Consider the following 23953-nt stretch of genomic DNA (forward strand, 5'->3'; position numbering starts at 1 on the left):
CCGCAATGAGGGCTGCTACAGGCCGGCCTCGCGCATTCTTTCGACCGCGCGCTCCGCCGCATCCTGGAAGGGAAGGAAGACCAGGTCCGCGCCTTTCGACTTCAGCAGTTCGGCTTCCTGCTCCCGCTGGGTGGAGACGGCGAGCTTCCCCGTATAGTTCTGGCGTTTCAGCGCGTTCATCAAGACCAGGCGCGGGTCTTCGTGGGTGAGTCCCAGTTCGTGTTGCGGCATGGCGGACACCACCCAGGCTGCCGCCCCGAGCGGCAGCGAGGCCACCGCTTCTTCGTCGCAGGCGTCGACGTAGACCGTGTCGTATCCGGCGGCGCGCCAGCGGCGCAGTTCCTCGGGGTTGAAATCCACGGCCAGCAGCCTGACCCCGTCCTGGCGCAGGCGCCGCGCGATGGCCGAGCCGTAGCGTCCGATGCCGAACAGGATGACATCGTAGCCTGCATGTTGTCCGCCGGACGCCTGCAGCGCCGCCGCTGTCCCCTGGGCCGGCTCGCGTGCCGGCACGCTGCGTTCGAACGGGTCCAGGAAAGGCTCCAGCCAGCGGTACAGCGTGTGCGACCAGGTGATCATGTAGACCGACAGCGCGATCGTGACCAGGCCGACCAGGGTCACCAGGCCAAGCGCTTCAGCGTCCACATGGCCAAGCGTCATGCCCATTGCCATGAAGATGAGCGAGAACTCGCTGATCTGCGCCACGGTGAGACCTGCCAGGAAACCGGTGCGCTTGCGGTAGCCCATGGCGCCCATGATCGCCAGCACGATGAGCGGATTCCCCACCAGCACGAACAGGGACAGCAGCAGCGCCGACGGGACTTGCGCGCCCAGCAGTCCGAGCTCGAGCTGGGCGCCCAGCGCGATGAAGAAGAACAGCAGCAAAAAGTCGCGCAAGGACGACAGCCGCGCCACGATCGCTTCGCGGTAGGGCGTCGAGGCCAGCGAGATCCCGGCCAGCAGCCCGCCCAGCTCCTTGCCGAAGCCGAGATGGTCGCCGAGCGCGGCCAGCAAGGCCGCCCAGCCCAGCGCGAAGGTGATCAAGAGCTCGGGCGAATGTGCGATGCGGCCGACCAGCGGCGTCGCCAGGTAACGGATGAACAGGCCGGCCAGGCCGAGCATGGCGATGCCGGCCGCCAGTACCTGGCCGATCCGCAGCCAGGCGCTGTCTTCGCCGCCGCCGCCCGTGCTGCCGATGCCGAAGGCGGAGAGCGCCATCATGGCCAGCACCACCACCAGGTCCTGGACGATCAGGAAACCGATGGCGATGCGGCCATGGAGCGAGTCCACCTCTCTTTTGTCGGACAGCAGCTTGACGATGATGATGGTGCTCGAAAAGGTGAGCGCGACGGCGATGTACAGCGCAGTCACCGTGTCCAGGCCGAGCGCCAGGCAGATCAGGAAGCCGAGGCCGGAGGTGAAGACTACCTGGCCGAGCCCCGTGGCCAGCGCTACCCGGCCAAGCGTGCGCACCAGGTGCAGGTCGAGCTTGAGCCCGACCAGGAACAGCAACACCACGACACCGAGTTCCGCCAGCGTCGCGATCCTGTCGGTCGAATGCACGATCCCCAGCACCGACTGCCCGGCCAGGATGCCGGTGGCGATGTAGCACACGATCATGGGCTGGTGCAGCAACAGGCCCAGGTAGCCGACCAGCGCGGCCAGGGCGAGCAGCGCCGTCAACTCGTAGAACGGCGTGGCCTGCAGGAATCCGAGATCAGGCATGGTCTTGCATGGCTCGCCTGCTCGCCGCGAGGCGCAGGCGGAGCTGCTTTTCGGTTTCGATGATGGCGAACAGGGCGGCGCCGATGCCGATCACCAGCAGCCCATCCGCGAAAGGAATGGCGGCCGTGCCGAACACCCGCTGCAGCGGCGCCAGGTAGGTGATGGCGATCTGCGCCACGGTGATCACGGCGACCACGGTCCAGATCACCCGGGTGCCGCGCACGGCTTTCCAGGTGAGCGAGGTGCCGTAGATGTTGCGGATGAAGAAGAGATGGAAGATTTCCATCACCACCAGGGTGTTGAGCGCCAGGGTGCGCGCCAGTTCCAGCGGATAGCCGCGCGCGATGGCGAGGGAGAAAATGCCGTACACCCCGGCCAGGAACAGGCCCGACACCAGCACGATATGCCATACCAGGTGTCCGTTCAGCAGGGGCTCGTCGCGCGCGCGCGGGGGGCGGCGCATGGTGTTTTCCTCGGTCGGCTCGAAGGCCAGCGCGATGCCCAGCGTGATCGCGGTGATCAGGTTGATCCACAGGATCTGTACCGGCGTGATGGGCAGGGTCATGCCGAACAGCAGGGCGACGATGATGGTCATGGCTTCGCCTGCGTTGGTGGGCAGGGTCCAGCTGATCACTTTCTTGATGTTGTCGTACACCGTGCGGCCTTCGCGCACGGCGGCGGCGATGGAGGCGAAATTATCGTCGGCCAGCACCAGTTCGGCCGCTTCCTTGGCGGCTTCGCTGCCCTTCTGTCCCATGGCGATGCCCGCATCGGCGCGCTTGAGCGCCGGCGCGTCGTTGACGCCGTCGCCGGTCATGGCCACCGCCAGCCCGTGCGCCTGCAGCGCCATCACGAGGCGCAGCTTGTGTTCGGGGCTGGTGCGGGCGAAGATGTCGCAGTCGAGCACCGCCTGGCGGAAACGCGCCTCGTCCATGCCGTCGAGGTCGGCGCCGGTCAGGACCGTGTCCGGGTTGCGCAGCCCGATCTGCCTGCCGATCGCCGCGGCGGTGGTGGCGTGGTCGCCGGTGATCATCTTGACGCGGATGCCCGCCCCATGGCATTCGGCCACCGCGGCCACCGCTTCCGCGCGGGGCGGATCGATCATGCCGACCATGCCGAGCAGGACCAGCGACCCTTCCACGTCCGCATGTTCCAGCACGGTGTGCTCGGGCCGGAGCGGCTTCGCGGCGAAGGCCAGCACGCGCTGGCCGCGCGCCGCCACGCGTTCCGCCTGCCTGTTCCAGTAGGCCGCGTCGAGCGGCTCGGTGGCGCCCAGGCCGCCACCGCCGCGCTGGCACCGGCACATCGACAGGATGCGCTCCGGCGCGCCTTTCACGAACACGAAAGCATGCCGCTCGTGGTCATGGTTCAGCGTTGCCATGAAGCGGTGCCGGGCATCGAAGGGAATGGTATCGGTGCGTGTCCAGGCGGCGCGCTCGCGATGCGCGTCCAGGTCCATCTTGCCCGCGAAGGCCAGCAGCGCCCCTTCCATCGGATCGCCTTCCACGCACCACCGCCCTCCGGTTTCGTGCAGCGCCGCATCGTTGCACAGGATGGCCGCACGCGCGATTTCCGCCAGCACCGCGTGCTCGGCCGGTGCGATCGGCGCGTCGTCCAGCGTGAGCACGCCCTTCGGCTCATAGCCGGTGCCGTCCAGCACGAAGCCGTGCCGATGCGTGAGCAGCGAGGCCACCATCATTTCGTTGCGGGTGAGCGTGCCGGTCTTGTCGGTGCAGATGACGGACACCGAGCCGATCGCCTCGATCGCCGGCAGGCGCCGCACGATGGCGTGGCGCCGCGCCATGGCCTGCACGCCCAGCGCCAGCGTGATCGTCAGCACGGCGGGCAAGCCTTCGGGAATGGCGGCGACGGACAGCCCGACCACGGCCATGAACATGGTGCCGAAGTCCTGCGCGCCCACGAAATAGCCGTAGGCCAGCAGCAGCCCCGCGACCAGCAGGATCAGGATGGTCAGCCAGCGCGCGAAGATGTCCATCTGGCTCACCAGCGGCGTGCTCAGGGTTTCCACCCGCGCCAGCAGCCCGCTGATGCGTCCGATCTCGGTGTCGCCGCCGGTACCCACCACCACGCCCTTGCCCTGGCCCCCGGCGACCAGGGTGCCGGAGAATGCCATGCAGGAACGGTCGCCGAGCGGCGCTTCAGGCGCGACCGGCTTGAGGCCCTTGGTGACCGGCACCGACTCGCCGGTCAGGATCGCCTCCTGTATCGACATGCCATGGGCGCCGACCAGGCGCAGGTCGGCGGGCACCTTGTCGCCGGCTTCCAGCAGCACGATGTCGCCCGGCACCAACTGCTCGCCGTCGATGCGCATGCGCTCGCCCCCACGGATCACGTTGGCCTGGGGCGCCAGCATGTGGCGGATGGCGTTCATCGCCTGTTCCGCCTTGCCTTCCTGGATATGGCCGATGACGGCGTTGGCGACGACGACCGCCAGGATCACGCCGGTATCGACCCAGTGGGCAAGCGCCGCCGTGACGGCGGCGCAGGCGAGCAGCACGTAGATCAGGATGTTGTGAAACTGCAGCAGGAAGCGCATGAAGGCACTGCGCTGCGGGGCCTCCGGGAGACGGTTGGGACCGTGGCGCGCCAGTCGCGCGCGCGCTTCTTCCCCGTCCAGACCCGTGGCCGAGCTGTGCACGCGGGCAAGCGCATCCGCCGCCGCCAGGCTGTGCCATGCGCCCTCCAGTTTGTCCGGCAAGTCGGCGTTCACCGTGGCGCTCCGCGATCAGCAGGCCTTGACCGGAGAGATGAAACCGTCCGGCTTGAGTGCTAGCAGCGAGCATGCGAGCCCCTGGACCACGTTCTCCGCGGTGTTGCCGATCACGAAGCCGGGAATGCCGGTCCGCCCCAGGCTGCCCATGACCAGGAGGTCGATATTGCGTTCTTTCGTCAGTTGGGGAATGCGCTGCTCGGGGCGGCCGCGCACATGCTGCACCTGGATGCTTGCGCCGATGCCGGACTTCCGGATGGCCCGGTCCAGGGCGCGCCGGTGCCGGTGCTGTACGCCGAGCACGGCTTCGAGCAGTTCTTCCTCTGGTATGTTGACCCACGGGCTGCCGCGCAGATACTCTTCCGCCGGATAATCCCAACAGGAAATAACCGTCAATTCCGCCTTGCAGGTATCGGCCAGCGAGCGGGCCAGTTGCAGCAGGCGCAGCGACAGCGCCTGTCCTTCCGGTTCGGGGCTCTGCGGATCGATCGCAACGCCTACCTTGGCTTCGCTCCAGGGCTTGCCGAGCGGGCGGCCCAGCCAGACTGGACAAGGACACTTGCGCAGCAGTTCCATGTCGACCGCCGCGAATCCCTTGCCATCTTCTTTCTTCTCCGCTTCCTTGACCACGAGATCGTGCGCATTCCTCAGCACCTGGCGGATGATGCGCACGGCGGGAGCATCGCCGCATTCGACCGCCACCGGAACCGGCACCTCCTGTTCTCCGACCCCGCTCCTTTCGCGCGCCACCTGGATGGCGCCTTCCAGTTGCTGGGACAGCCAGCGCGTGTAGCCGTCCTTGTATTTCGCCAGATCGTCGGGAAAGTCGGGGCAGGCGAGCAGGGCGTGCAGGTCTGCGTGGTAGAGGCGGGCAAGACTGAGCGCCTGCTGCAAGGCGTCGACGTCCTGGGTGAGGCCGCGGCTGACAAACAAAATGCGATCAAATGTTTGCATGGCTACTTTCCTCTTGGGCCAGAGTTGCGTGAAAGTGCTTGAAAGCCGTCCTGCCAATTATGACAGCAAACCTGCGCGGGTGGCAGGCATGCGCGTAGCACCTCTCCCAGTTGAGTCCTTGCTCCTTCCTGCTTGGACAGGTTCCTAGAAGGCGTAATCCAGCTTCGCGTACATCGACCGGCCGTTGATGCCGAACGGGCAGGTCTCCCAGCAGTAGGTAAAGCCCAGCTGCGGGAATGGCGCCGCCCTGACCGGATCCCACTTGGTCGGGTAGGTGTCGAACACGTTGTTGACGCCCGCCGTCAGGCTCAGTTTCTTGCTGAAGTTGTAGCGGCCGGTCAGGTCGAGGATCCACTTCGCCGACCAGGTCTGGATGAAGCCCGGGGTGAAGCCTTGGCCTTCCACTTCGCCGAAGTAGTTGGCGCGCGCCGTCGCGTTCCACTGGCCGACGGTATAGTCGGCCGCCACCACGTGGTGCTGGCGCGGCTGGCCCTTTTCGATCAGGGTCACTTGCGTGTCGTCGAACAGCTGCTCGCCGGAGAGCACTGGCGACTGCGAACGGCGGTCCTTCACCTTGGTGCGGTTGAAGCCGAGCTGGCCGGACAGCACCAGGGTCGAGCCTTGGCCGCGGGTGGTGTGCTGGGCCACCAGGTCGAAGCCGGTGGTCGAGGTGTCGATCGCATTGGTGAAGAACTGCGCCTGGCCGACGCGCAGCGGATCGAGGATGGCCTTGATCGGGCAGGCGGCTGCGGTCGTGCAGGCGCCCGATTCGGGCGCGATATTCGACGAGAACACGATGCGGTCATCGATGTTGGTGCGGTACAGGTCGGCCGTGACCGAGAAGTTCTGGGTCGGGCGCAGGATCATGCCGACGCTGGCGCTCTTCGAGGTTTCTTCCTGCAGCGGTGCGATGCCGAAGGCGCGGGTCACGGCGCTGTTCTCGCGCGCGGTCAGGGTTTCGGTCAGCACGCCGGCGGCGTTCAGGTTGGTCGACACCGAGCTGTAGAACTTCTGCTGCACCCCCGGGGCGCGGAAACCGGTCGAGGCGCTGGCGCGCAGGCCGATCAGGCGCGACGGGTCGTAGCGCACGCTCAGCTTGCCGATGGTGGTGTTGCCGAAGTCCGAGTAGCGCTCGTGGCGCAGGGCCGCCCCCAACGAGAGCAGGTCGCCGAGCTTGCGTTCGAGGTCGAGGTAATAGGCGGTGTTGTGGCGGCCGTCGTCCACTTCGGTGCCCGGGGTGTAGCCCGGGAAGCCCTGGATGCCGGAAGCCGCGATGCCGCCCGACTGGTCGCGGATGACGATGGCCGGGTTGTTGCTGCGCCCGTACTGGTAGGACACCGGGTCGCCCGCGACGATCTGGTAGTTGTCCTGGCGCCACTCGAAGCCGGTACCGATGTAGAGCGGGGCGCCGGCGAAGTCCACCGATCCTTTGAAGTCGAGGTTGAGGGTGGTCTGGTCGAACTTCAGCTTGCCGGTATCGGCTTCGAGCGGCGAACTGCCGGTCTCGTAGTAGTAGCTGACGTTGATCGAGTTGCGCTCGTGGAAACCGAGTTCGCTGCGGCCGTGGTTGAGGCTCAGGTCCACGCTCCAGTCGTTCGACAGGTCGTGCTTGTAGCCGACCGCCAGCGAGGCATCCTTGACCGTGGTGAGGATGTTCGGCAGGAAGCCGTTCGGGTACACCGCCGGCACGTTGCGCGCGTCGCCCGCGGAGCGGAAGAAGCCGGCGGCGTCGCCGGTGCGCCTGGAGGCGCCGCCAAAGGCGTACAGTTCGCCGCCGCCGACCGGCAGCGCCGCGTTCATCCACAGGTAGCCGTCCTTGGCCAGGCTGTCGCCGATGCGCTGGGTCACGCGCGGCGGATCCACGCGCAGCTGGTCGACGCCGGCGCGATTGGTTTCGTTGCGGCGCCGGCCTTCAAGCGACAGGTTCAGGTAGCCGCCGTCCTGGCCCAGGGCGATGCCCTTGTGGGCGCTGGCGGCATAGGTGTCGCCGTCGCCTTCGCTGGTGGTGCCGGCGCTGGCGCTGAGCTGGGTATCGGTGACGCCCTTCTTGAGCACGATGTTGATCACGCCGGCGATCGCGTCCGAGCCGTACTGCGCGGCGGCGCCGTCGCGCAGCACCTCGATCGACTGGATCGCGGACAGCGGAATCGCATTGATGTCGGTGCCGGCCGAGCCGCGGCCGATGGTCTGCTGCACGTTGACCAGCGCCTGCTGGTGGCGGCGCTTGCCGTTGACCAGCACCAGCAGCTGGTCGGGGCCGAGGCCGCGCAGGGTGGCGGGGCGGATGATGTCGGTGCCGTCGCTGATGAAGGTCGTGGTGAAGTTGAAGGACGGGTCGAGGTCCTGCAGCACCTTGCCGAGTTCGAGCGAGCCGGCCGACTGCAGGTCCTTGGCACTGATCAGGCCGACCGGCACGGCGGTGTCGAGCGCGGTCTTGGCCTGGGTGCGCGAACCCAGCACGACGACCGTGGACGGCGCGCTGGCCTGCCCGCTCTGGCTGTTCGCGGCTTCCTGCGCGAACGCCGATGCCATGGCCGATACCAGTGCGGTCGCCAGCAATACCCGCTTCTTCGGTTGATTCATCTTGTCCCCTTGTTGAGTTAATTACGCAATCACAAAAACTAGGTCTCCTATAACCACAGCGAATTGATTCTGAACAAATCTTTCTGTAAGTACAAGTGTGAACTGTGCAATACACAACACTTTTACGTAATTTGTCGTATTCACAAAACGAGGGGGGTATCCAGCATGGAGATGCCATGTAGAGCGCTGAAGTCGACCGGGATCACGTCGCCGATGTGAATATTGGTCGGACTGGCGTGATATCCGGATTGGGTAATATTCGGCAGGCTGAACTTTTCGGCCTCAAGCTGCCTACAATGCCTGGGCTGGTTCCGTGCCAGGAACCCCACCATGTCGAGGAGAGTGCATTGCAGCATCCCGTTTCCTGTCGTAGCCATGTCGCCGCCGCCATGCTGGCGCTCGCATTGTCCGGTACCCTCCAGGCGGCCACGCCCGGCCCTGACACCGTCAAGGTCGGCGACTACCATGTGCAGATGGCCACGCTCGGCTCCGGTCGCTACACCGTGATCCTGGAAGCCGGTTTCGGACGTGACCTGGGCGTGTGGCGCAACGTGGCCCCGGCCCTGGCCAAATCGGCGAAGGTGGTGGCGTATTCGCGCGCGGGACATGGCAAGTCCGACCCGCGGCCGGAGGCGCCGACCATCGTGGCGCGCACCAATGAGCTGGAACAGCTGATCGCCGCGGCACGCTTGACGCCGCCTTTCGTGCTGGTCGGGCATTCCTATGGCGGCTTACTGGTCCGCAGCTATGCCGTGCGCCATCCGGAGCAGGTCGCCGGCATGGTGTTCGTCGACCCGAGCGACGAAGGGTTCAATGTCGAGCTGCGCAAGCTCGACGCCGCGGCGGTCGAGCAGGACACCAGGCTCACCGAGCAGTTCGTGCCGCCGAAATTCCAGGCCGAGCTGCGCAGCGTGCAGGCGGTGCTCGACAGCGGCAAGCTGCCTTTCGCGGGCGCGCTGCCCGACGTGCCGGTGGCGGTCCTGACCTCGGTGCAGAAACGCGAGCAGCCGCAGCTCTTCCTCGAGACGCCGGCCGCGGTGCAGGTCTGGCGCACGCTGCACGAGCGCTTTTTCCGGACCTTCAGCAACGGCAGCCACATCGTGACCGCCGAGAGCGGCCACAACATCCACCAGGAGCAGCCGCAGCTGGTCGTCGCGGCGGTCGAAGGCGTGATCGCGGCAGCCGAAAGCGCGCGCATCAAGCGCGTGCGCGAAGCAGCGCGGGCCGGGTTGATGCGCAGTGTCGAGCAGGGCGGTAGCGATGCCCACATGGCCCAGGCGCTGGAAGCAAGCGGTTTGGGAGAAGCGGAGATCAATCGTCTGGGCTACGAGCTGCTCGGGCCGCGCAAGCAGCCCCAGCTCGCCGAACGCTTGATGAAAGCGAACGCCGCCAGGTTCAGCACTTCAGACAATGTTCAGGACAGCTATGGCGAAGTGCTGCTGGCGGCGGGCAAGCCGCTCGAGGCCAAGCTGCAGTTCATGAAGGCGATCACGCTGGCCAAAGGGCAGGGCAAGAGCGACAAGGTGCTGGCCGGCTACCGCGCCAACCTGGCCAAGGCCGAGGGGGCGCTGGCGCGCTGAAGCCCGCCAGGCGGAGGATCAACCCGCTTCATAGGTTGACGGCCCGCAATAATGACGCCAAGCAAGCTCGTAAGCTGTCCAGTCTGATGGCCTTCCCGGACTCGAGCTAAGGCGTATATGAGCGTCTCTCTGACTGACAAGATCACTGCGGCACTGGTGGAGTTTTCCAGCAAGACCAGGCTGTACGGACTCGGTTTTGAAGACGATACTGCCCACCTTGGCGCGGACAAGCTGCTGGTCGAGGCGTTCGCCGCCAACGACGAGGTGCAAGGTATCGGATGGCGCGACATCATTGTGCTGTCGCTTGACGCTCACGTTCCGCTCGAGCCGCTGCTGGGCAAACAGTCCAGGCTGGAGCTGCGGCTTGCCAACGGCGGCCTCAGCGTTTTTGCGGGCGAAATCACCGATATCGCGATGCTGGGCAGCGATGGCGGCCTGGCGCGCCATCGCTTACGGCTGTCGCCATGGTTGTGGCGTTTGAGCAAGGTACGCAACTGCCGGGTATGGCAAGACAAAAACATTGTCGAGATTGTCGATGCGGTATTCTCGGCTTACCTGCCACTGGCACGGTGGCGCTGGAGCGTCGAGACCCGGTACATCATGGAGGATGCCGGCCCGCTTGACTACTGCTGCCAATACCGCGAATCCGACCTGGACTTCCTCCAAAGGCTGTTGACCGAAGCCGGCCTGGGCTGGCGTTTCGAGCAAGGCGAGGATGGCCCTGGGGTCGTGCTGTTTGCGGACAGCACCCGGCTGTCAGCATGTCCAGAGGACGCTACTAGCGAAGCCGACGGTGGAGTTCGTTTTCACCGTGCGGGTGCATGCGAGCGCCAGGATACTGTACAGAGCCTGTGGTCGACGCACAAACTGGGAACGTCGGTGTCGATGGTGCTCAGTTATGACTTCGAATCAAAGAGAGTAGTGGCGGCGAGCGCGCCGTCCATCCTTCATAACGGCAAGGTGCCCCCTCTCGAATCCTGCGACACGCCCGGCCCGGATGCCTACGCCAACTCGCGCCAGGCGCGGCGCGCCGCGGATCTACAGATGGAAAGACGCGAGGCGCTCAGCCAGGTGTGGAGCGGCAGGTCGACCTTGCGCACCCTGCGGGCCGGGACGCGGCTGACGGTTCTCGACACCCCGTTGAAGAAGCTCGGCGACACGCCTTTCACGGTGCTTCGCGTGCTCAGCGTAGGCGTGAACAATATGCCGCCGCCGGCACAGCACGCATTGGCTGAGCTGTTCGGTCCCATCCCCGAACTGCTGGAGGATATCGTTAGCACCAGCGAGCCGGCGGATTTTGCACTCGTAGTCGAGCAGGCCAGGGAAACCGGTTATGCAAACTGTTTCGAAGCCTTGCCAGCCAAGGTGGTCTGGCGGCCTCGATTGCGAGACGGCGACGGCAGTAGCCGGCCGACCGCGCCCGGCTCACAAACCGCCATCGTGGTCGGCGCCGACGGCGGCGAGGAACCGACGGGGGCGAATGAGCTGTATTGCGACCGGCTCGGCCGCGTGCGGATTCATTTCCACTGGCAGGAAGAGAAGGCCAGTTGCTGGGTTCGTGTAGCGCAACGATTCGCTGGCGACGGAATTGGCTTCCAGTTCCTGCCGCGCATCGGGACCGAAGTACTGGTGAAATTCCTCGAGGGGGATATCAACCGCCCCGTGATCGTTGGCTCCCTGTACAACGGGCAGGGTGAAGGCGGCGTTGCGCCAACGCCTGGAGGGCGATCAGTTGGCGTGAGCGACGCATTACTGTTTGCCAAGGCTAATGACCACGCGTTTGCGGGACAAGGCAATCGCGCCGGAGGCCACAGCCCGGTGTGGCACGGCGCTTCCGGTGACAGTGCCGGCCATCGCAATGCCGCGGCCCAATGGGGCATCCGGAGCAAGGAATTCGGTGGTTCGAAATACAACCAGCTCCTGTTCGATGACACCGATGGACAAGGGCGCGTTCAGCTCTCAAGCTCACGCCTTGCCAGCCAACTCAATCTGGGGCATCTGATCCATACCGCCGATAACTACCGCGGCAGTTTCCGCGGCCGGGGCGCCGAGTTGCGTACGGATGGCTACGGCGCCGTCCGTGCTGGTGCCGGATTGCTCATCACCAGTTATACGGTCAACCATCAGGCGAGCCATCGCGATGCGGCAGGCGACAACGCAGCGGGTATCGCGATGGCCAAGCAAGCCCTCACGCTCGGCGAGACCTTCAGCAACGCCGCCGCCACACATCAGACAGTAGCCTTCGCGTCCCACATTGGCACGCACGCGAAGGGTGCCAGTGCGCTCGACCCATCCGCGCCGCTGCTTCAGGCTTTGCTGACGACAGTATCGGAAACGGTCAGCGACCAAACTGTCGATTCCGCGCGCTCCGATGCGGCGGAAAAACATATCGGGATTGCCAAAGGAAAGCTGCCGCATGCGAGCGACGCAATCCTTGGGATTTCCGCCCAGGCCGGGCTCGGCGGGGATGCTGGTCTGAGTTTGCAGCTGGCCAGTGGAGAAGCAGTAACGACGCTCAGTGGCCAAGACAGCCAATGCATCGCAGGCGGCGCTATTCGAAATCACACCGGCCAGACGATTGGCTTCTTGAGCGGTGCATCAAAGGCTGGCGAAAATAACACCGGCTTGCAGCTAATCGCTGCGAAAGATGCGAACGATTTCCAGGCGCTTCGGGACACGGCTACCGTACAGGCGCGTGATGAAGTGAACGTGATCAGTGCCACTTCTCACATTGATTGGGCTGCCGCGAAGAGTATCCGTCTGTCGACTTCTGGGGGGGCCAGTATCGCGATCGAAGGCGGGAATATCACCGTGCAGTGTCCGGGAAAAATGACAGTCCGCGCGGGAAAGAAGAGCTTGATCGGTCCCGCGCGCCTGGACTACCTGCTTCCGCGCCTGCCCCGGGAAGTTTGCATCGAGTGCCTCCTGAAGGCGTTGAAATCAGGCAGCGCCTTGTCGCTCAAATAAGGGGGATTGATGTATTTCGCATCTGAACCTTGCAAGACGAGAGCTGTAACCAGGGAACTTGCAGAAAAAATCAGGGAGCAGCCAGATCTTACCTGGCTCGCCTTGGTTGACGGAGCATTCGATCATGGCCGGGCCGGCCTCTCTTTGCCCGGCGAACGTCATGCGCTGTACGACCACGACGGCATGTCGGACCTGCTCGCGGCATCACCTTACCTGATCGTACTCACCGCCCACGATGCAGAGCGACTGCAGCGTGAATTGACCGCATTGGTTCTGCACCGGAAGGAGAGGCCGATGCTGAGCTTCATCGGTACCTCCTTGTCGGCATCCGCTGTCAATGAGAACTTTCGGCTGTTCGCCGCTGCGGCGACGGACGAAGGGCAAGAGTTTCTTCTTCGGTTTGCGGATACGCGGGTGTTGGTTGGGCTTCCGGACTCCCTGCGGCGGGAATACTGGGATGGGATGACCTGCCTGCTTGCCAACTGGATCGTGATTGACCGGGATGGCCAACCACGTCCGTTGCCGCTGAACGCGAACAGGGCGTCGCTGCAAAGCAGGTTTCAACTGTCGCCTGCCGAGTTCGCAAAGCTTGTCGCCAGTAGTGAGCCTGATGCGATTCTCGACGCAATTGCAGAAGGCAACCCTGAGGCACTTCCCGAGTTCAATCGGGCGGCGATCTACCAGAAGGTAGCCGACGCGTGTCTTTTCGCCCAAAGACATAAAGTATCCGCCTTTCCCGATCTGGTTGCGCTGGCTTATCTAGCCCTTTTAAAAGACGGGAAGGAATTGCAGGATCCGACGCTTGGCGACATGTTTTTGCGTTCAGAATGGGTATCAGGAAGTCTAATCAACCACCTAGTGGATTTTTTTGAGTAGAACGTCGCACAAGAGATAAAAAATGATTGCGGGCGTAAAATTCCGGTGGATTTCTTTTTCGATGCAGGGCGCTTGAGTCGACTTGTGCTTGGGATAAGCTGAAGGATTTTCCATGAGCTTGCCTTTCCGAACCGTTCTTTTCTCTCGTACATTCTCGGTAGGGAAATTCTCGAACTGCAAATCTTGGGCAATTATATTGTTTTTTGCAGCTCAACTGTCTGCATGCTTGGGGGAAAGAGTCAACGCCAGCATTGAAGTGTCTGGGATAAATTTTAAAGATATTGGAATTGCAGATTTTTCAGTTGATGGATACAGCGGCCATGCTATCTACCCAAACGGCGGAGGAGGTGCTTTCGTATGCTGTATAAGCATACCAAGAAAATGGCGTTCTGGCATGATGGTCAATGTCCGATGGGTCGAAGATGCGAGCGTGCCTGGCCCATCCAAGCAACGTGCCGTCGAGGTTCCAAAATATACCGACAAAGATATCGGCATCTTTGCCGTTCACTTCTACCCGGACGATACTGTCAAAGTGCTTGTAACTAGCAAAACGATCGGCCACCCTGATTACCCATATCCCAGGCCAAATTAACATGGCAACCCTCCCTCCCGAATCTTTTCCGAGCAATGGTCTTCGTAAGCTCACAGGAAAAGAAATCATGCAACGTGCGAAAGCATTGAACTGCACTCTTGCAAATAGAACTACTCCATCTTGCGCTGGTCATCTAAATGTTGGAATCTTTTTTGATGGAACCGGAAACAGCAGAAAGATTGACTATGAAAGTCTCGGTCCTCTAAATCGCAAGCATAGCAATATCGTCAAGCTTTTCCACACTTATCCCGACCAGAATGATGGTGGCTATTTCAAATATTACATTCCCGGTGTAGGAACGTCGTTTCCAGAAATTGGCGACGACGGGAAGAATCCATTGGGGGGTGGGGCGGCTTGGAATGGTGAGAATAGAATTATTTGGGCTTTTACTCGTCTGCTAAATGCACCGCAGCAATATATACTCAACAGCCTTCTACTGGATGACAAACTTTCAGCTCGTATCACTGAAAATATGGCATCGGTCACAAACCCTGCGTTCATGCGCCGGCATGTATTGAAGACCTGGCAGGAGACCCTGGCGTCAAATTTGAATGGGAAAAAGCCCCGCGTCGAGCTGATCAATTTATCGATTTTTGGCTTTTCCCGAGGGGCAGCAGAAGCTAGGGCATTTTGCAATTGGTTATTCGAAGTGTGTGAGCCAGTACGTGGCGGTTGGGAATTTGCAGGGATGCCTATCCGAGTTGGATTTTTAGGAATTTTCGACACTGTTGCTTCGGTCGGAATTCCTAACTCATTCAGCAACTCAATTGCGGAAGGGCACCAGTCCTGGGCGGACAACAATATGCAGATACACCCCGCTGTCGAACAATGTGTTCACTTTGTCGCAGGGCACGAAGTCCGTGCTTCGTTTCCACTTGATTCTGTGCGAATTGGCGGGGTCTATCCAAGCAACGCAAAGGAGGTGATGTACCCAGGCGCCCACTCTGACCTCGGTGGCGGCTATGCGCCAAATGCGGTTGGTATTGCGCCGGAAATTGCGAGCGAGATGGCCAGGATTCCCGGGTCGCAAATGTATTATGATGCGCGGGTCGCGGGAGTGCCGCTGGTAAACTGGGATGGCTTGCTGAAGTCCGTGCGAGCGGATCTTACAGTCTCTCCAGCAACGATCACCGATTTCAACGCGTATATCAAGGCCGCTAACATAAAAGCAGGACCAGTCGAGCAAGCGCACCAGCAACACATGAGCTTGTACTTGAGTTATCGATATAAGTACCGCAATTCCATCGTCTCCTTGCCGTTCTTCCAGCGCGCGTCGGCATCGCATAAATCTTTCATCAAAATTACCACAGGAACCTTCAACAAGCGTCTAAGTTCCTTGATGAACTATCCGATCCCGCCAAGCGACGAGAAGTACAACTTCGCTGACGCGGTGGCCCAGCACCAGAAGATTCCGGAGCCCGCCCGGTTAAAGGCCTTGGATTCTCGGCAGGCAGAGCATCTTCTTACAATGGTAGATGCAATAAAACCAGAGAGGTTGAACTCAACAATTGAACATTTTTTAGGCAATTATGTGCACGATTCAATGGCCGGCTTCATCGAAATGGGTGGGTGGATGACCAATGAGTTCCACATGAATGGGCTTGGAATTTTCAAGTTTCGTAAAATTTTTCTCGGCGATGACTGATGAGCGTAGCGCCAAGTGAGCACGGCAGCAAAGCGGATGTACATGAGCACAAAACGCCTCACGCGTGGTCGCGCATCCATTCCTTCAGCCCGTCGACCCATTTCCTGGCCGGCAGGTTGAGATGCCGCCGGATCTCCCCGGCGCGCTCGTACAGCAGCGCGAAGTCGATCTGCGGCGCCTGCCTGAAGGCCAGCACCACGATGTTCGCGTCGTGCACTTCGGGCAGCCACACGACGGCGTCGAACACCTGCTGCATGGTGAGCAGGTTCTTGTCGTAGCTGCTGAAGTCGCCGAAGACGTTGGCGGTCATGATGCCGTTCTCCGTCAGGCAGTCGTGGCAACCCTGGTAGAACTCCAGCGAATCGAGCACCGGGCCGCGCGCGTCGTGGTCGTACAGGTCCACCTGCAGCACGTCGGCCCGGCCGTGGTTGCCGGCGTCGAGCACGAAGTCGAGCGCGTTCAGTTCGCGCACGTCGAGGCGCGCGTCGTTCTCGGGCAGGCCGAACAGCGCGCGGCAGATGGCGATCACGTTGGGATTGAGTTCGGCCACGCTCACGCGGGCGTCGGGAAAGCGCCGGTAGCAGAACTTGGTCAGGGCCGCGCTGCCCAGGCCCAGCTGGACGATGCGGCGCGGCGCGGCGTTGAACAGCGTCCACATCATCATCATCTGGACGTATTCGAGCTCGATCGCGTCCGGCTTGGACAGCCGCATGGCGCCCTGCACCCACGAGGTGCCGAGGTGCAGGAAGCGTACGCCGTCGAATTCGTCGATGGTGGCCGGCGGGTGGCCGGGCTGGGCGAAGCGGGGATCGGTACGGGTGTAGGAAGGCGGCATGGTAATACAAGGGCGGCAAAAACCGATCATAACGGCTTTATGCCCGTGGGGCGGTCGGCAGGGCCGGCAGGATGAGGGTCACGGCCAGCCCGCCGCCGTCGCGGTTGGACAGCGAGATGCGCCCGCCATGGGCCTCGGCGATCTCGCGCGCCAGCGCCAGCCCGAGGCCGGTGCCGCTGCGCTTGGTGGAGTAGAAGGGTACCAGCGCATTGGTCAGCACGGTGTGGCTCATGCCGCTGCCGCGGTCCAGCACGTCGATGCGCACCGCCTCCTGCATGCGCCGCACGTGCAGCTCGACGTCCTCCGGCTTCGATCCGGATTCGTGGGCGTTCTTGATCAGGTTGAGCAGGGCCTGCTCCATCTGGGCGGCGTCGATCCAGGCCGGCGCCGAGGGCAGCTCACCCGACAGTTGGAAGGGCACCTGGTCGGCCAGGCGGTCCACGAAGACCTGCCAGGGCACCGCGTCGAGGCGCGGCGTGGGCAGCTTGGCGAAGCGGGCATAGCCCAGGATGAAGGTTTCGAGGTGGCGGGTGCGCTCGCCGATGGTCTGCAGGATCTGCGGCAGGCGCTCGGTCTGGCCGCGCCGCACCAGTTCCGCGCCCGAGTGCGCGAGCGAGGCCAGCGGGGCCAGCGAATTGTTCAGTTCATGGCTGATCACGCGGATCACCTTTTTCCAGGTCTGCACTTCCTGGCGCCGCAACTCGGTGGTGAGGTGGCGCAGCAGCAGCAGTTCGTGGCGCCGGCCGTTCAGGGTGAAGCTGCTGCGCGCCAGGTGATAGACCTCTTCGTCTTCGGATTCGCCGGCGGTGAACAGGCCGTCGCCGCCGCGCGCCAGCGCGTCCTTCAGGGCCGGGGCCGCGCTCTCGAGGATGGCGCCCAGGCCGTGCCCTTCGAGCTTGCGGCCTTCGGACAACAGCTGGCGCGCCGCCAGGTTGGCATAGACGATGGTGCCGGCATTGGCGGAAAAATCGGTCACCAGCAGCATCGCCACCGGCGTGTTCTGGACCATGGTGTCGAGCAGCAGCTCGCGCTGCACCAGGCCGAGGCGCTGTTCGCGCAGCACCTGTCCCAGGTCGTTGTGGGCGGCGATCAGGTCGGCCAGCTCGTCGTTCTGCGGCCAGTGCAGGCTGAAGGAAAAGTCGCCGTCGCGGTAGCTCGCCACGGTGCCCTCGAGGGCGCGGAACAGCGACAGGATCGGCTGGATCTGGGAGCGGATGGTGATGATGGCGATCGGGACGATCGCCAGCAGGCAGGCCAGGAACACCAGCACCGGACGCTCGGGGAAGACGTGGTCCAGCCCGAGCGCGATCAGCATGCCCAAGGCCAGCAGGGTGCCGACCAGCGCCGACCAGCGCGTCACCAGCGAGAGCCGGAAGCGCCGGCGCGCTCCCTTGCTCATGCCGGCCTGGCGATGCCGAGCCGTTCCATGCGCCGGTACAGGGCCTGGCGCGACAGGCCCAGCTCGGCGGAGGCCTGCGCCACCACGCCGCCGGCGCGCGCCAGCGCCTGCACGATGGCGTCGCGGTCGGGCTCGGAATCGGAGGATTGCGCCAGCGTCGGGGCCAGCGGCAAGCCCAGATCGAGCGCCTTGATGAGATCTCCCTGCGCCAGCAGGCTGGCGCGCGCCATCACGTTCTTCAGTTCGCGCACGTTGCCGGGCCAGGCGTGGGCCAGCAGCGCGCTTTCGGCCGACGGGTGCAGGGTCTTCCCGCGCAGGAAGCTCACGGCCAGCGGCAGGATGTCGCCCGGGCGCGCGCTCAGGGGCGGCAGGCGCAGTTCGATCACGTTGAGGCGGTAGAACAGGTCTTCGCGGAAGGTGCCGGCGCGGATCATGGCGCCCAGGTCGGCGTTGGTGGCGCTGATCACACGCACCTTCACCTGGCGTTCGCGGTTGGAGCCGAGCCGTTCGAAGCGCCCGGTTTCCAGCACCCGCAGCAATTTCATCTGGCCGGCCAAGGGCAGGTTGCCGATCTCGTCCAGAAACAGGGTGCCGCCGTCGGCCGCCTCGAACTTGCCTTCGCGCGCTTTCGAAGCGCCGGTGTAGGCGCCGGCGTCGGCCCCGAACAGCTCTGCCTCGATCAGTTCCGAGGGCAGTGCGCCGCAATTGAGCACCACGAAGGGGCCGTCGGCCACCTGCGAATTGGCCTGGATGATCTCGGCGATGCGCTCCTTGCCGGTGCCGTTCGGACCGGTGATGAGCACCGGTACGTCGGCGCGCGCCACCTGGCAGGCCAGGCTCAAGACGCGCTCGGTGGCCGGGTCCTGCCAGACCAGGCCGCGCAGGTCGAAGTGCTGTTCCAGCTCGCGCCTGGCCTTGCGTTCGCGCTGCAGGCGCTGGCCCAGGGCGCGGTTGGCCTGGCCCAGTTCGATCAGGTTGGTCACCGTGGTGAGCAGGCGCTCGTCGTGCCAAGGCTTGGACAGGTAGTCGGCGGCGCCGGCCTTGATCAGCTCCACCGCGGCGTCGAGGTGGGTCCAGGCGGTCAACAGGATCACCGGCAGGTCGGGGTGGCGCCGGCGGATCTCGCGGAACAGCACCACGCCTTCTTCGCCGGACGTGGTGTCGGCCGTGAAGTTCATGTCCTGGATGACCAGGTCGACCTGCTCGCGCCCGAGGATGTCCAGTCCTTCCTCGGGCGACGCCGCGCTCAGGGAGGCGATGTCGTGGAGGGAGAACAGGACGTCGAGCGCGATGGCGACCGCGGCGTTGTCGTCGATGATCAGTACGGTGGGCATGCGGGCCAGTTTAGCATTAGTTGCTTACTCTCAATTATCAACTTAGGCACTACGGGTCGCCGTCGCCGGCGAAATGCTCGCCGCGCGCCACGCCGGGCCGTAGGCCGCCAGGATGCCGAGCGCCCAGAACACCACCGCGCCGCCCACCAGGTAGTGGGCCGGCAGGCGCGCCATCTCGAGCCTGGTCACCAGCAGGTGGTTCAGGCCCAGGCCGAGCAGCACGCCGCCGAACACGCCGGCGCTGGTGATCATGATGTTCTCCATGATGAAATAGCGCAGGATGTCGAGCTTGCGCGCACCCAGGGCGCGGCGCACGCCGATCTGCTTGCGGCGCTGGGTCACCCACAGGCTGGCCATGCCGACGATGCCCGAGCAGGTGATCAGCAGGAGCAGCACGCTCACCATGATCAGCATCCACGACAGCGTGACGTCGCCGCGGTAGCGCCTGGTGCGGTCTTCCTCGACGGTCTTGGCTTCCAGGATCATCGGCGTGGCCGAGGACTTGCGCAGCGCCGCCTCGGCTTCCTTCATCACGCGGTCGCGCTGGCCCGCTTCGGCGCGGATGGCGTACAGGACGCCGGGGTTGCCGTACAGGCGCGCCGGGACCAGGGCCGCCCACTCACCGCGTTCGCCCACGTCGCCGTGGGCCGACTGCAGCCGTTCGACCACGCCGACCACCTGCGCGCCCTGGGCCTGCTCGCCGGTGCCGAAGTACATGGTCTTGCCGATCGCCGAGCCGCCCGGCCACAGCTTGTCGGCCAGCGCTTTCGTGATGATCAGTTGCTTGGGCAGGTCGCGGCTTTCGTTCTCGTTGACGTCGACCAGTTCCTGGGGCAGGAAGTCGCGGCCTTCGACCAGGCGCAGGCCGAAGGTCTTGACCAGCGAGTCGCCGGAGATGTACACCGAGGCCAGTGCGCTCTCGCGCTCCTGGCGGCGGTCGAGCGCGACGCTGTTGGTGCTGCCGCTGCCGGAGATCGGCATCTGCGACACGTTCGCCACCGAGACCACGCCCGGCACCGCGCGCAGCACCTCGGCTTCGCGCTTCATGGTGGCGAGCATCTGCTCGGGACCGTCGCTGTTCAGGTTGCGCACGGTGAAATAGAAGGTGGCGGCTTCATCGAGCAGGCCGGACGGCCGCGCGGCCACCTCACGGCGTTCGTTCACGACGTGCAGGGCGTTGGCCAGGATCGCCAGGCTCAGCGCGACCTGCAGCGCGACCAGGATCGGGCCGGTCTTGTTGCGCATCAGCGCGGACAGGATGGGGCGGATTTCCATGATGTGTTTCCTCAGGCGTTCATTGCGATTTGAGCTGGATGGCCGGCGTCACCTGGCAGGCGCGCCAGGTCGGCAGCAGGCCGGCCACGATGGCGGCGACGATCGACATGACGAAGGTCAGGATCAGCATCTGCCAGTCCATGCGCGCGACCGCCGCCATGCCCTTGCTCTGCATGCCGATCAGCGCCAGCGCACCGAAGGCCAGCACCAGCCCGAGCACGCCGCCGACCAGGCCGACCACGCCGGTCTCGACCAGGAACTGCCTGAACACGTCGCGGCGCGAGGCGCCCAGCGCGCGACGGATGCCGACTTCGGTAGCGCGTACCGAGAACTTCGCCAGCAGCAGGCCGACCGTGTTCACCAGGCACAGGACCAGGAAGCCGAAGGCCAGCCAGGCCGACAGCTTGCTGTCGTTGCCGACGACCTTCAGTTCTTCCATCCACTCGCGCACGTTGTACAGCTTGTTCGGCGCGTTGCGCTTCAGGCGCCCCAGCTTGCGCTGCTCGCTGGCGTAGTTGTCGAGCCAGGACTGCAGATCGGCGCGCTCGCCGCCGCTCCTGGCCTCGAACCAGAACTGGAGCCAGGTGCACTCCGAAGTGAGCAGGTTGGCGAAGCCCGGATCGCGGCTGGAGCTGCAGTTCATGCTGCCGTTGTGGCCCATCTCGTGGCGCAGGGCGGTCGAGAACGGGATGAAGAATTCTTCGGCCTTGCCGAAGCGGCTGCCGCCGATCAGCTTGTAGTAACGCGGCAGCGGGTTCCAGGTGTCGGTCACGCCGACCACGGTATAGGGAAAGCCGCCGATCCGGAGCTGCTTGCCAACCGGGTTGACGTCGCCGAACAGCTTCTCGGAGACCTCGCGGCCCAGCACCACCACGTCGGCGGCGCGGGTGTCGTCGGCATCGAGCCATGGCTGGCCGTACAGGAAAGGCACCTTGAACATCGTGAAGAAGTCGCGCGTCGGCGCCAGGCCCGAGGCGGTGAAGGCCGGGATGTCGCTGCGCGGCGGCTCGATCGGCTGGAACACGCCGTACATCGCGGTGCGGCGCTCGCCCTGGCCGCTCTTGAGGAAGTTGGCGGCGTCGATATAGCCCAGCTGGTGGTCATTGGGGCCGTCGCTCGGGGCCCAGCCTTCGACCTGGCCGTTGTCCACGAGCGGCACGAACAGGCGCTCGCTTTTCTCGGGGATCGGATCGGCCGACATCATGTGCAGGATAGTCAGGGTCGAGACGCTGGCGGCCACGCCGATGGCCAGGGTCAGCACCATCAGGGCGGTCAGCGCGGGATTGCGGCGCAGGCTGCGCACGCCCAGTTTGAGGTAGTAGGAAAACATGGTGCGCCGCTCCTTATGCCGACACCGTGGACTTGTCGACCAGGGTCGGGCCCTTGCGCACCAGGTCCGAGACCTGGCCGTCGATGATGTGGACGTTACGATGGGTGCGCACCGCCAGTTCCGGGTCGTGGGTCACCATCAGGATGGTGGTGCCGGCCGCGTTGATCTCTTCGAGCAGTTCCATGACGCCGCGCGCCATCTGCGTATCCAGGTTGCCGGTCGGTTCGTCGGCCAGCAGCAGCTTGGGCGAACCGGCCAGCGCGCGCGCGATCGCCACGCGCTGCTGCTGGCCGCCGGACAGCTCGGCCGGGTAGTGCTTCATGCGCGAGGCCAGGCCGACCTTGGCGAGCGCGTCCTCGATGCGCTCCTTGCGCTCGGTCTTGTTGAAGCCGCGGTAGCGCAGCGGCACGTCGACGTTGTCGAACAGGTTCAGGTCGGGAATCAGGTTGAAGCCCTGGAAGATGAAGCCGAGCTTTTCGTTGCGCAGGCGCGAGCGGGCGCTGTCGTCCAGGCCCTGCACGTTGACGCCGTCCAGGATGTACTCGCCCGAGGTGAATTCTTCCAGCAGGCCGGCGATGTTCAGGAAGCTGGTCTTGCCCGAGCCGGACGGACCGGTCACGGTGACGAATTCACCCTGCTTGACGGCGATCTCGAAGCCGCGCAGCGCGTGGGTCTCGATCATGTGGGTGCGGTACACCTTGCTCAGGTTGGTCATGCGCAGCATGGGATTCTCCTTGTTGGTATTGGTTTTGGCGCTTGGCTCAGCGATTGATGGAAACGCGTTCGGCGTTCTTGAAGGTATCGGTGCCGGAGACGACCACCTTCTCGCCCGGCTTCAGGCCCGACAGGATCTCGACGGCGGAAATGCTGGTGGCGCCCAGCTGGATCGGGGTGCGCACGGCGATCCCGTCGCGCACCACATAGGCATGGCGCCCGCCTTCGCTCTCCACGAACGGGCCGCGCGGCAGCAGCAAGACGTTGGGGCGCTCTTCGATCAGGAGGCGCGCGGTCACGCGCTGGCTCTGGCGCAGGCCGGTGGGCTGCGCGCCGTCGAAGCGCACGCGCGCCAGCACCTGGTTCTTTACCACCTCGGGCGACAGCGCGGACAGCTTGCCGGTCGCGGTGCCCGAGGGCAGGGTGATTTCGGCGTTGAGCCCCAGGCCGATGTCGGCAACGTAGGTTTCGGGCACCTCGATCTCGACTTCGAGCTTGGACAGGTCGACCAGGGTCATCAGGGGCGCATTGGCCGCCACCACCATGCGGTTCTGGACGTTCAGGGTGCCGATGAAGCCGTCGACCGGCGCGCGCACGGTGAGTTCGTCGACGCGGCGCTGGGCATTGGCCAGCGACAGGCGCTGGCGTTCCAGCTCGTTGATCTTGGTTTTCAGGGCCAGCTGCACGTCGTCGCTCTCCAGGCTGGCGGCCTGCGAGGCATGGCGCGCGCGGATCTCGGCCGAGTTCAGGGCGTCCTTGGCTTTCTGGAAGTCGATCTTGGCGATGATGCCGACCTGCGCCACGCTTTCGTAGCGCTCCAGGGTGCGCTGGGCCGACAGGCGATCGATCTCGGCGGTGTCGGCTTCCTTCTGCGCCAGCAGCTTCTGCTTGCGCGCCAGGATATGCTGGCGCGCCACCTCGGCCTTGAGCTGCTCGTAGCTCGAGGTCTCGCGCTTGAGTTCATCGGCCAGGTCGGGCGATTCCAGCACGGCGAGGACGTCACCCCGTTTGACGGTATCGCCGGCGGCGACCTTCAGGTTGACGGTGGCGGGCGAAGTCGAGTACAGGGTGGGGCTGACGGCGGCGACGATGCGGCCGTTCACCGAGGCGTCGCGCACCAGGGTGCCGCGGGTGACTTCGGCGATGCGCAGGCGCGCTTCGCTGACCGAGTGTTCGCTGCTGCTCCAGGCGCCCAGCACGGCGGTGCCCAGGGTCAGGACGGCGATGGCGCCGCCCACCCACAGCGCGCGGCGCTTGAGCTTGTGGACCGGGGCCGGGGTGAGGACGGCGTCTTGATGTGAGGTGTCGCGGATCATGGCATCTTTGGTTGACTACATTCGATGGCGTAGTCAATGCACGATCCGTGCCAGTCAAGCAAGTCCTTGATTTCACAAGGAGTGCCATGCTTGCGTT

17 protein-coding genes are annotated in these 23953 nt (G+C 64.3%); 5 read left to right on the forward strand and 12 right to left on the reverse strand.

The window, feature by feature from the left end; all coding sequences use genetic code 11:
* Positions 1-15: 15 nt before the first annotated feature.
* From IM543_02910 to IM543_02930, 5 genes are all read right to left on the reverse strand, one after another.
* Positions 16-1725, reverse strand: coding sequence for a cation:proton antiporter (locus IM543_02910; GenBank protein ID QOY94867.1), 1710 nt, complete (start codon positions 1723-1725; stop codon positions 16-18).
* Positions 1718-4432 (reverse strand): cation-transporting P-type ATPase, encoded by a 2715-nt coding sequence (locus tag IM543_02915; protein ID QOY96501.1) that lies wholly within the window; start codon positions 4430-4432, stop codon positions 1718-1720. The genes IM543_02910 and IM543_02915 overlap by 8 nt, the downstream gene beginning before the upstream one ends.
* A gap of 39 nt (positions 4433-4471) precedes the next feature.
* Positions 4472-5410, reverse strand: coding sequence for a universal stress protein (locus IM543_02920; protein ID QOY94868.1), 939 nt, complete (start codon positions 5408-5410; stop codon positions 4472-4474).
* 144 nt (positions 5411-5554) lie between these two features.
* Positions 5555-7993 carry a TonB-dependent receptor gene (locus tag IM543_02925; protein ID QOY94869.1) on the reverse strand — a complete coding sequence of 813 codons (2439 nt, stop codon included), beginning with the start codon at positions 7991-7993 and terminating at the stop codon, positions 5555-5557.
* Between the two features lie 140 nt (positions 7994-8133).
* Complete coding sequence (locus IM543_02930) at positions 8134-8349, reverse strand: hypothetical protein (protein QOY96841.1); 216 nt, start codon at positions 8347-8349, stop codon at positions 8134-8136.
* On the opposite strand from IM543_02930, the gene IM543_02935 reads away from it, so the two are divergent.
* The 5 genes from IM543_02935 to IM543_02955 all read left to right on the forward strand — a co-directional run bounded on the left by IM543_02935 (position 8290) and on the right by IM543_02955 (position 15653).
* Positions 8290-9573 carry an alpha/beta hydrolase gene (locus IM543_02935; protein ID QOY94870.1) on the forward strand — a complete coding sequence of 428 codons (1284 nt, stop codon included), beginning with the start codon at positions 8290-8292 and terminating at the stop codon, positions 9571-9573. The two genes, IM543_02930 and IM543_02935, sit on opposite strands and share 60 nt — an antisense overlap.
* A gap of 117 nt (positions 9574-9690) precedes the next feature.
* Positions 9691-12540, forward strand: coding sequence for a type VI secretion system tip protein VgrG (locus tag IM543_02940; GenBank protein ID QOY94871.1), 2850 nt, complete (start codon positions 9691-9693; stop codon positions 12538-12540).
* Between the two features lie 9 nt (positions 12541-12549).
* Entirely contained in the window at positions 12550-13416 is an 867-nt protein-coding gene (locus IM543_02945) for a DUF4123 domain-containing protein (protein ID QOY94872.1), read from the forward strand.
* Between the two features lie 112 nt (positions 13417-13528).
* The gene (locus IM543_02950) at positions 13529-14008 is read left to right on the forward strand and encodes a DUF3304 domain-containing protein (protein ID QOY94873.1); all 480 of its coding nucleotides are present in this window, start codon (positions 13529-13531) and stop codon (positions 14006-14008) included.
* Between the two features lies 1 nt (position 14009).
* Positions 14010-15653 (forward strand): DUF2235 domain-containing protein, encoded by a 1644-nt coding sequence (locus IM543_02955; protein ID QOY94874.1) that lies wholly within the window; start codon positions 14010-14012, stop codon positions 15651-15653.
* A 58-nt stretch (positions 15654-15711) separates the two neighbouring features.
* Here IM543_02955 and IM543_02960 read toward each other — a convergent pair whose 3' ends face one another.
* From IM543_02960 to IM543_02990, 7 genes are read right to left on the reverse strand one after another with little or no spacing between them, the layout of a single operon-like run.
* Entirely contained in the window at positions 15712-16488 is a 777-nt protein-coding gene (locus IM543_02960; protein QOY94875.1) for a spermidine synthase, read from the reverse strand.
* 37 nt (positions 16489-16525) lie between these two features.
* The gene (locus IM543_02965; protein QOY94876.1) at positions 16526-17887 is read right to left on the reverse strand and encodes a HAMP domain-containing histidine kinase; all 1362 of its coding nucleotides are present in this window, start codon (positions 17885-17887) and stop codon (positions 16526-16528) included.
* On the reverse strand, positions 17884-19221 hold the full coding sequence (locus tag IM543_02970) for a sigma-54-dependent Fis family transcriptional regulator (GenBank protein ID QOY94877.1): 1338 nt from the start codon (positions 19219-19221) through the stop codon (positions 17884-17886). The genes IM543_02965 and IM543_02970 overlap by 4 nt, the downstream gene beginning before the upstream one ends.
* A gap of 42 nt (positions 19222-19263) precedes the next feature.
* Positions 19264-20496, reverse strand: a complete 1233-nt coding sequence (locus IM543_02975) for an ABC transporter permease (protein QOY94878.1) — start codon at positions 20494-20496, stop codon at positions 19264-19266.
* A gap of 19 nt (positions 20497-20515) precedes the next feature.
* Positions 20516-21826, reverse strand: a complete 1311-nt coding sequence (locus tag IM543_02980; GenBank protein ID QOY94879.1) for an ABC transporter permease — start codon at positions 21824-21826, stop codon at positions 20516-20518.
* Between the two features lie 13 nt (positions 21827-21839).
* Positions 21840-22550 (reverse strand): ABC transporter ATP-binding protein, encoded by a 711-nt coding sequence (locus tag IM543_02985; protein ID QOY94880.1) that lies wholly within the window; start codon positions 22548-22550, stop codon positions 21840-21842.
* A 37-nt stretch (positions 22551-22587) separates the two neighbouring features.
* Positions 22588-23856, reverse strand: coding sequence for an efflux RND transporter periplasmic adaptor subunit (locus IM543_02990; GenBank protein ID QOY94881.1), 1269 nt, complete (start codon positions 23854-23856; stop codon positions 22588-22590).
* Between the last annotated feature and the right edge of the window lie 97 nt (positions 23857-23953).

It is taken from the genome of Massilia sp. UMI-21 (assembly GCA_015277795.1).
Taxonomy (GTDB): domain Bacteria; phylum Pseudomonadota; class Gammaproteobacteria; order Burkholderiales; family Burkholderiaceae_D; genus Telluria.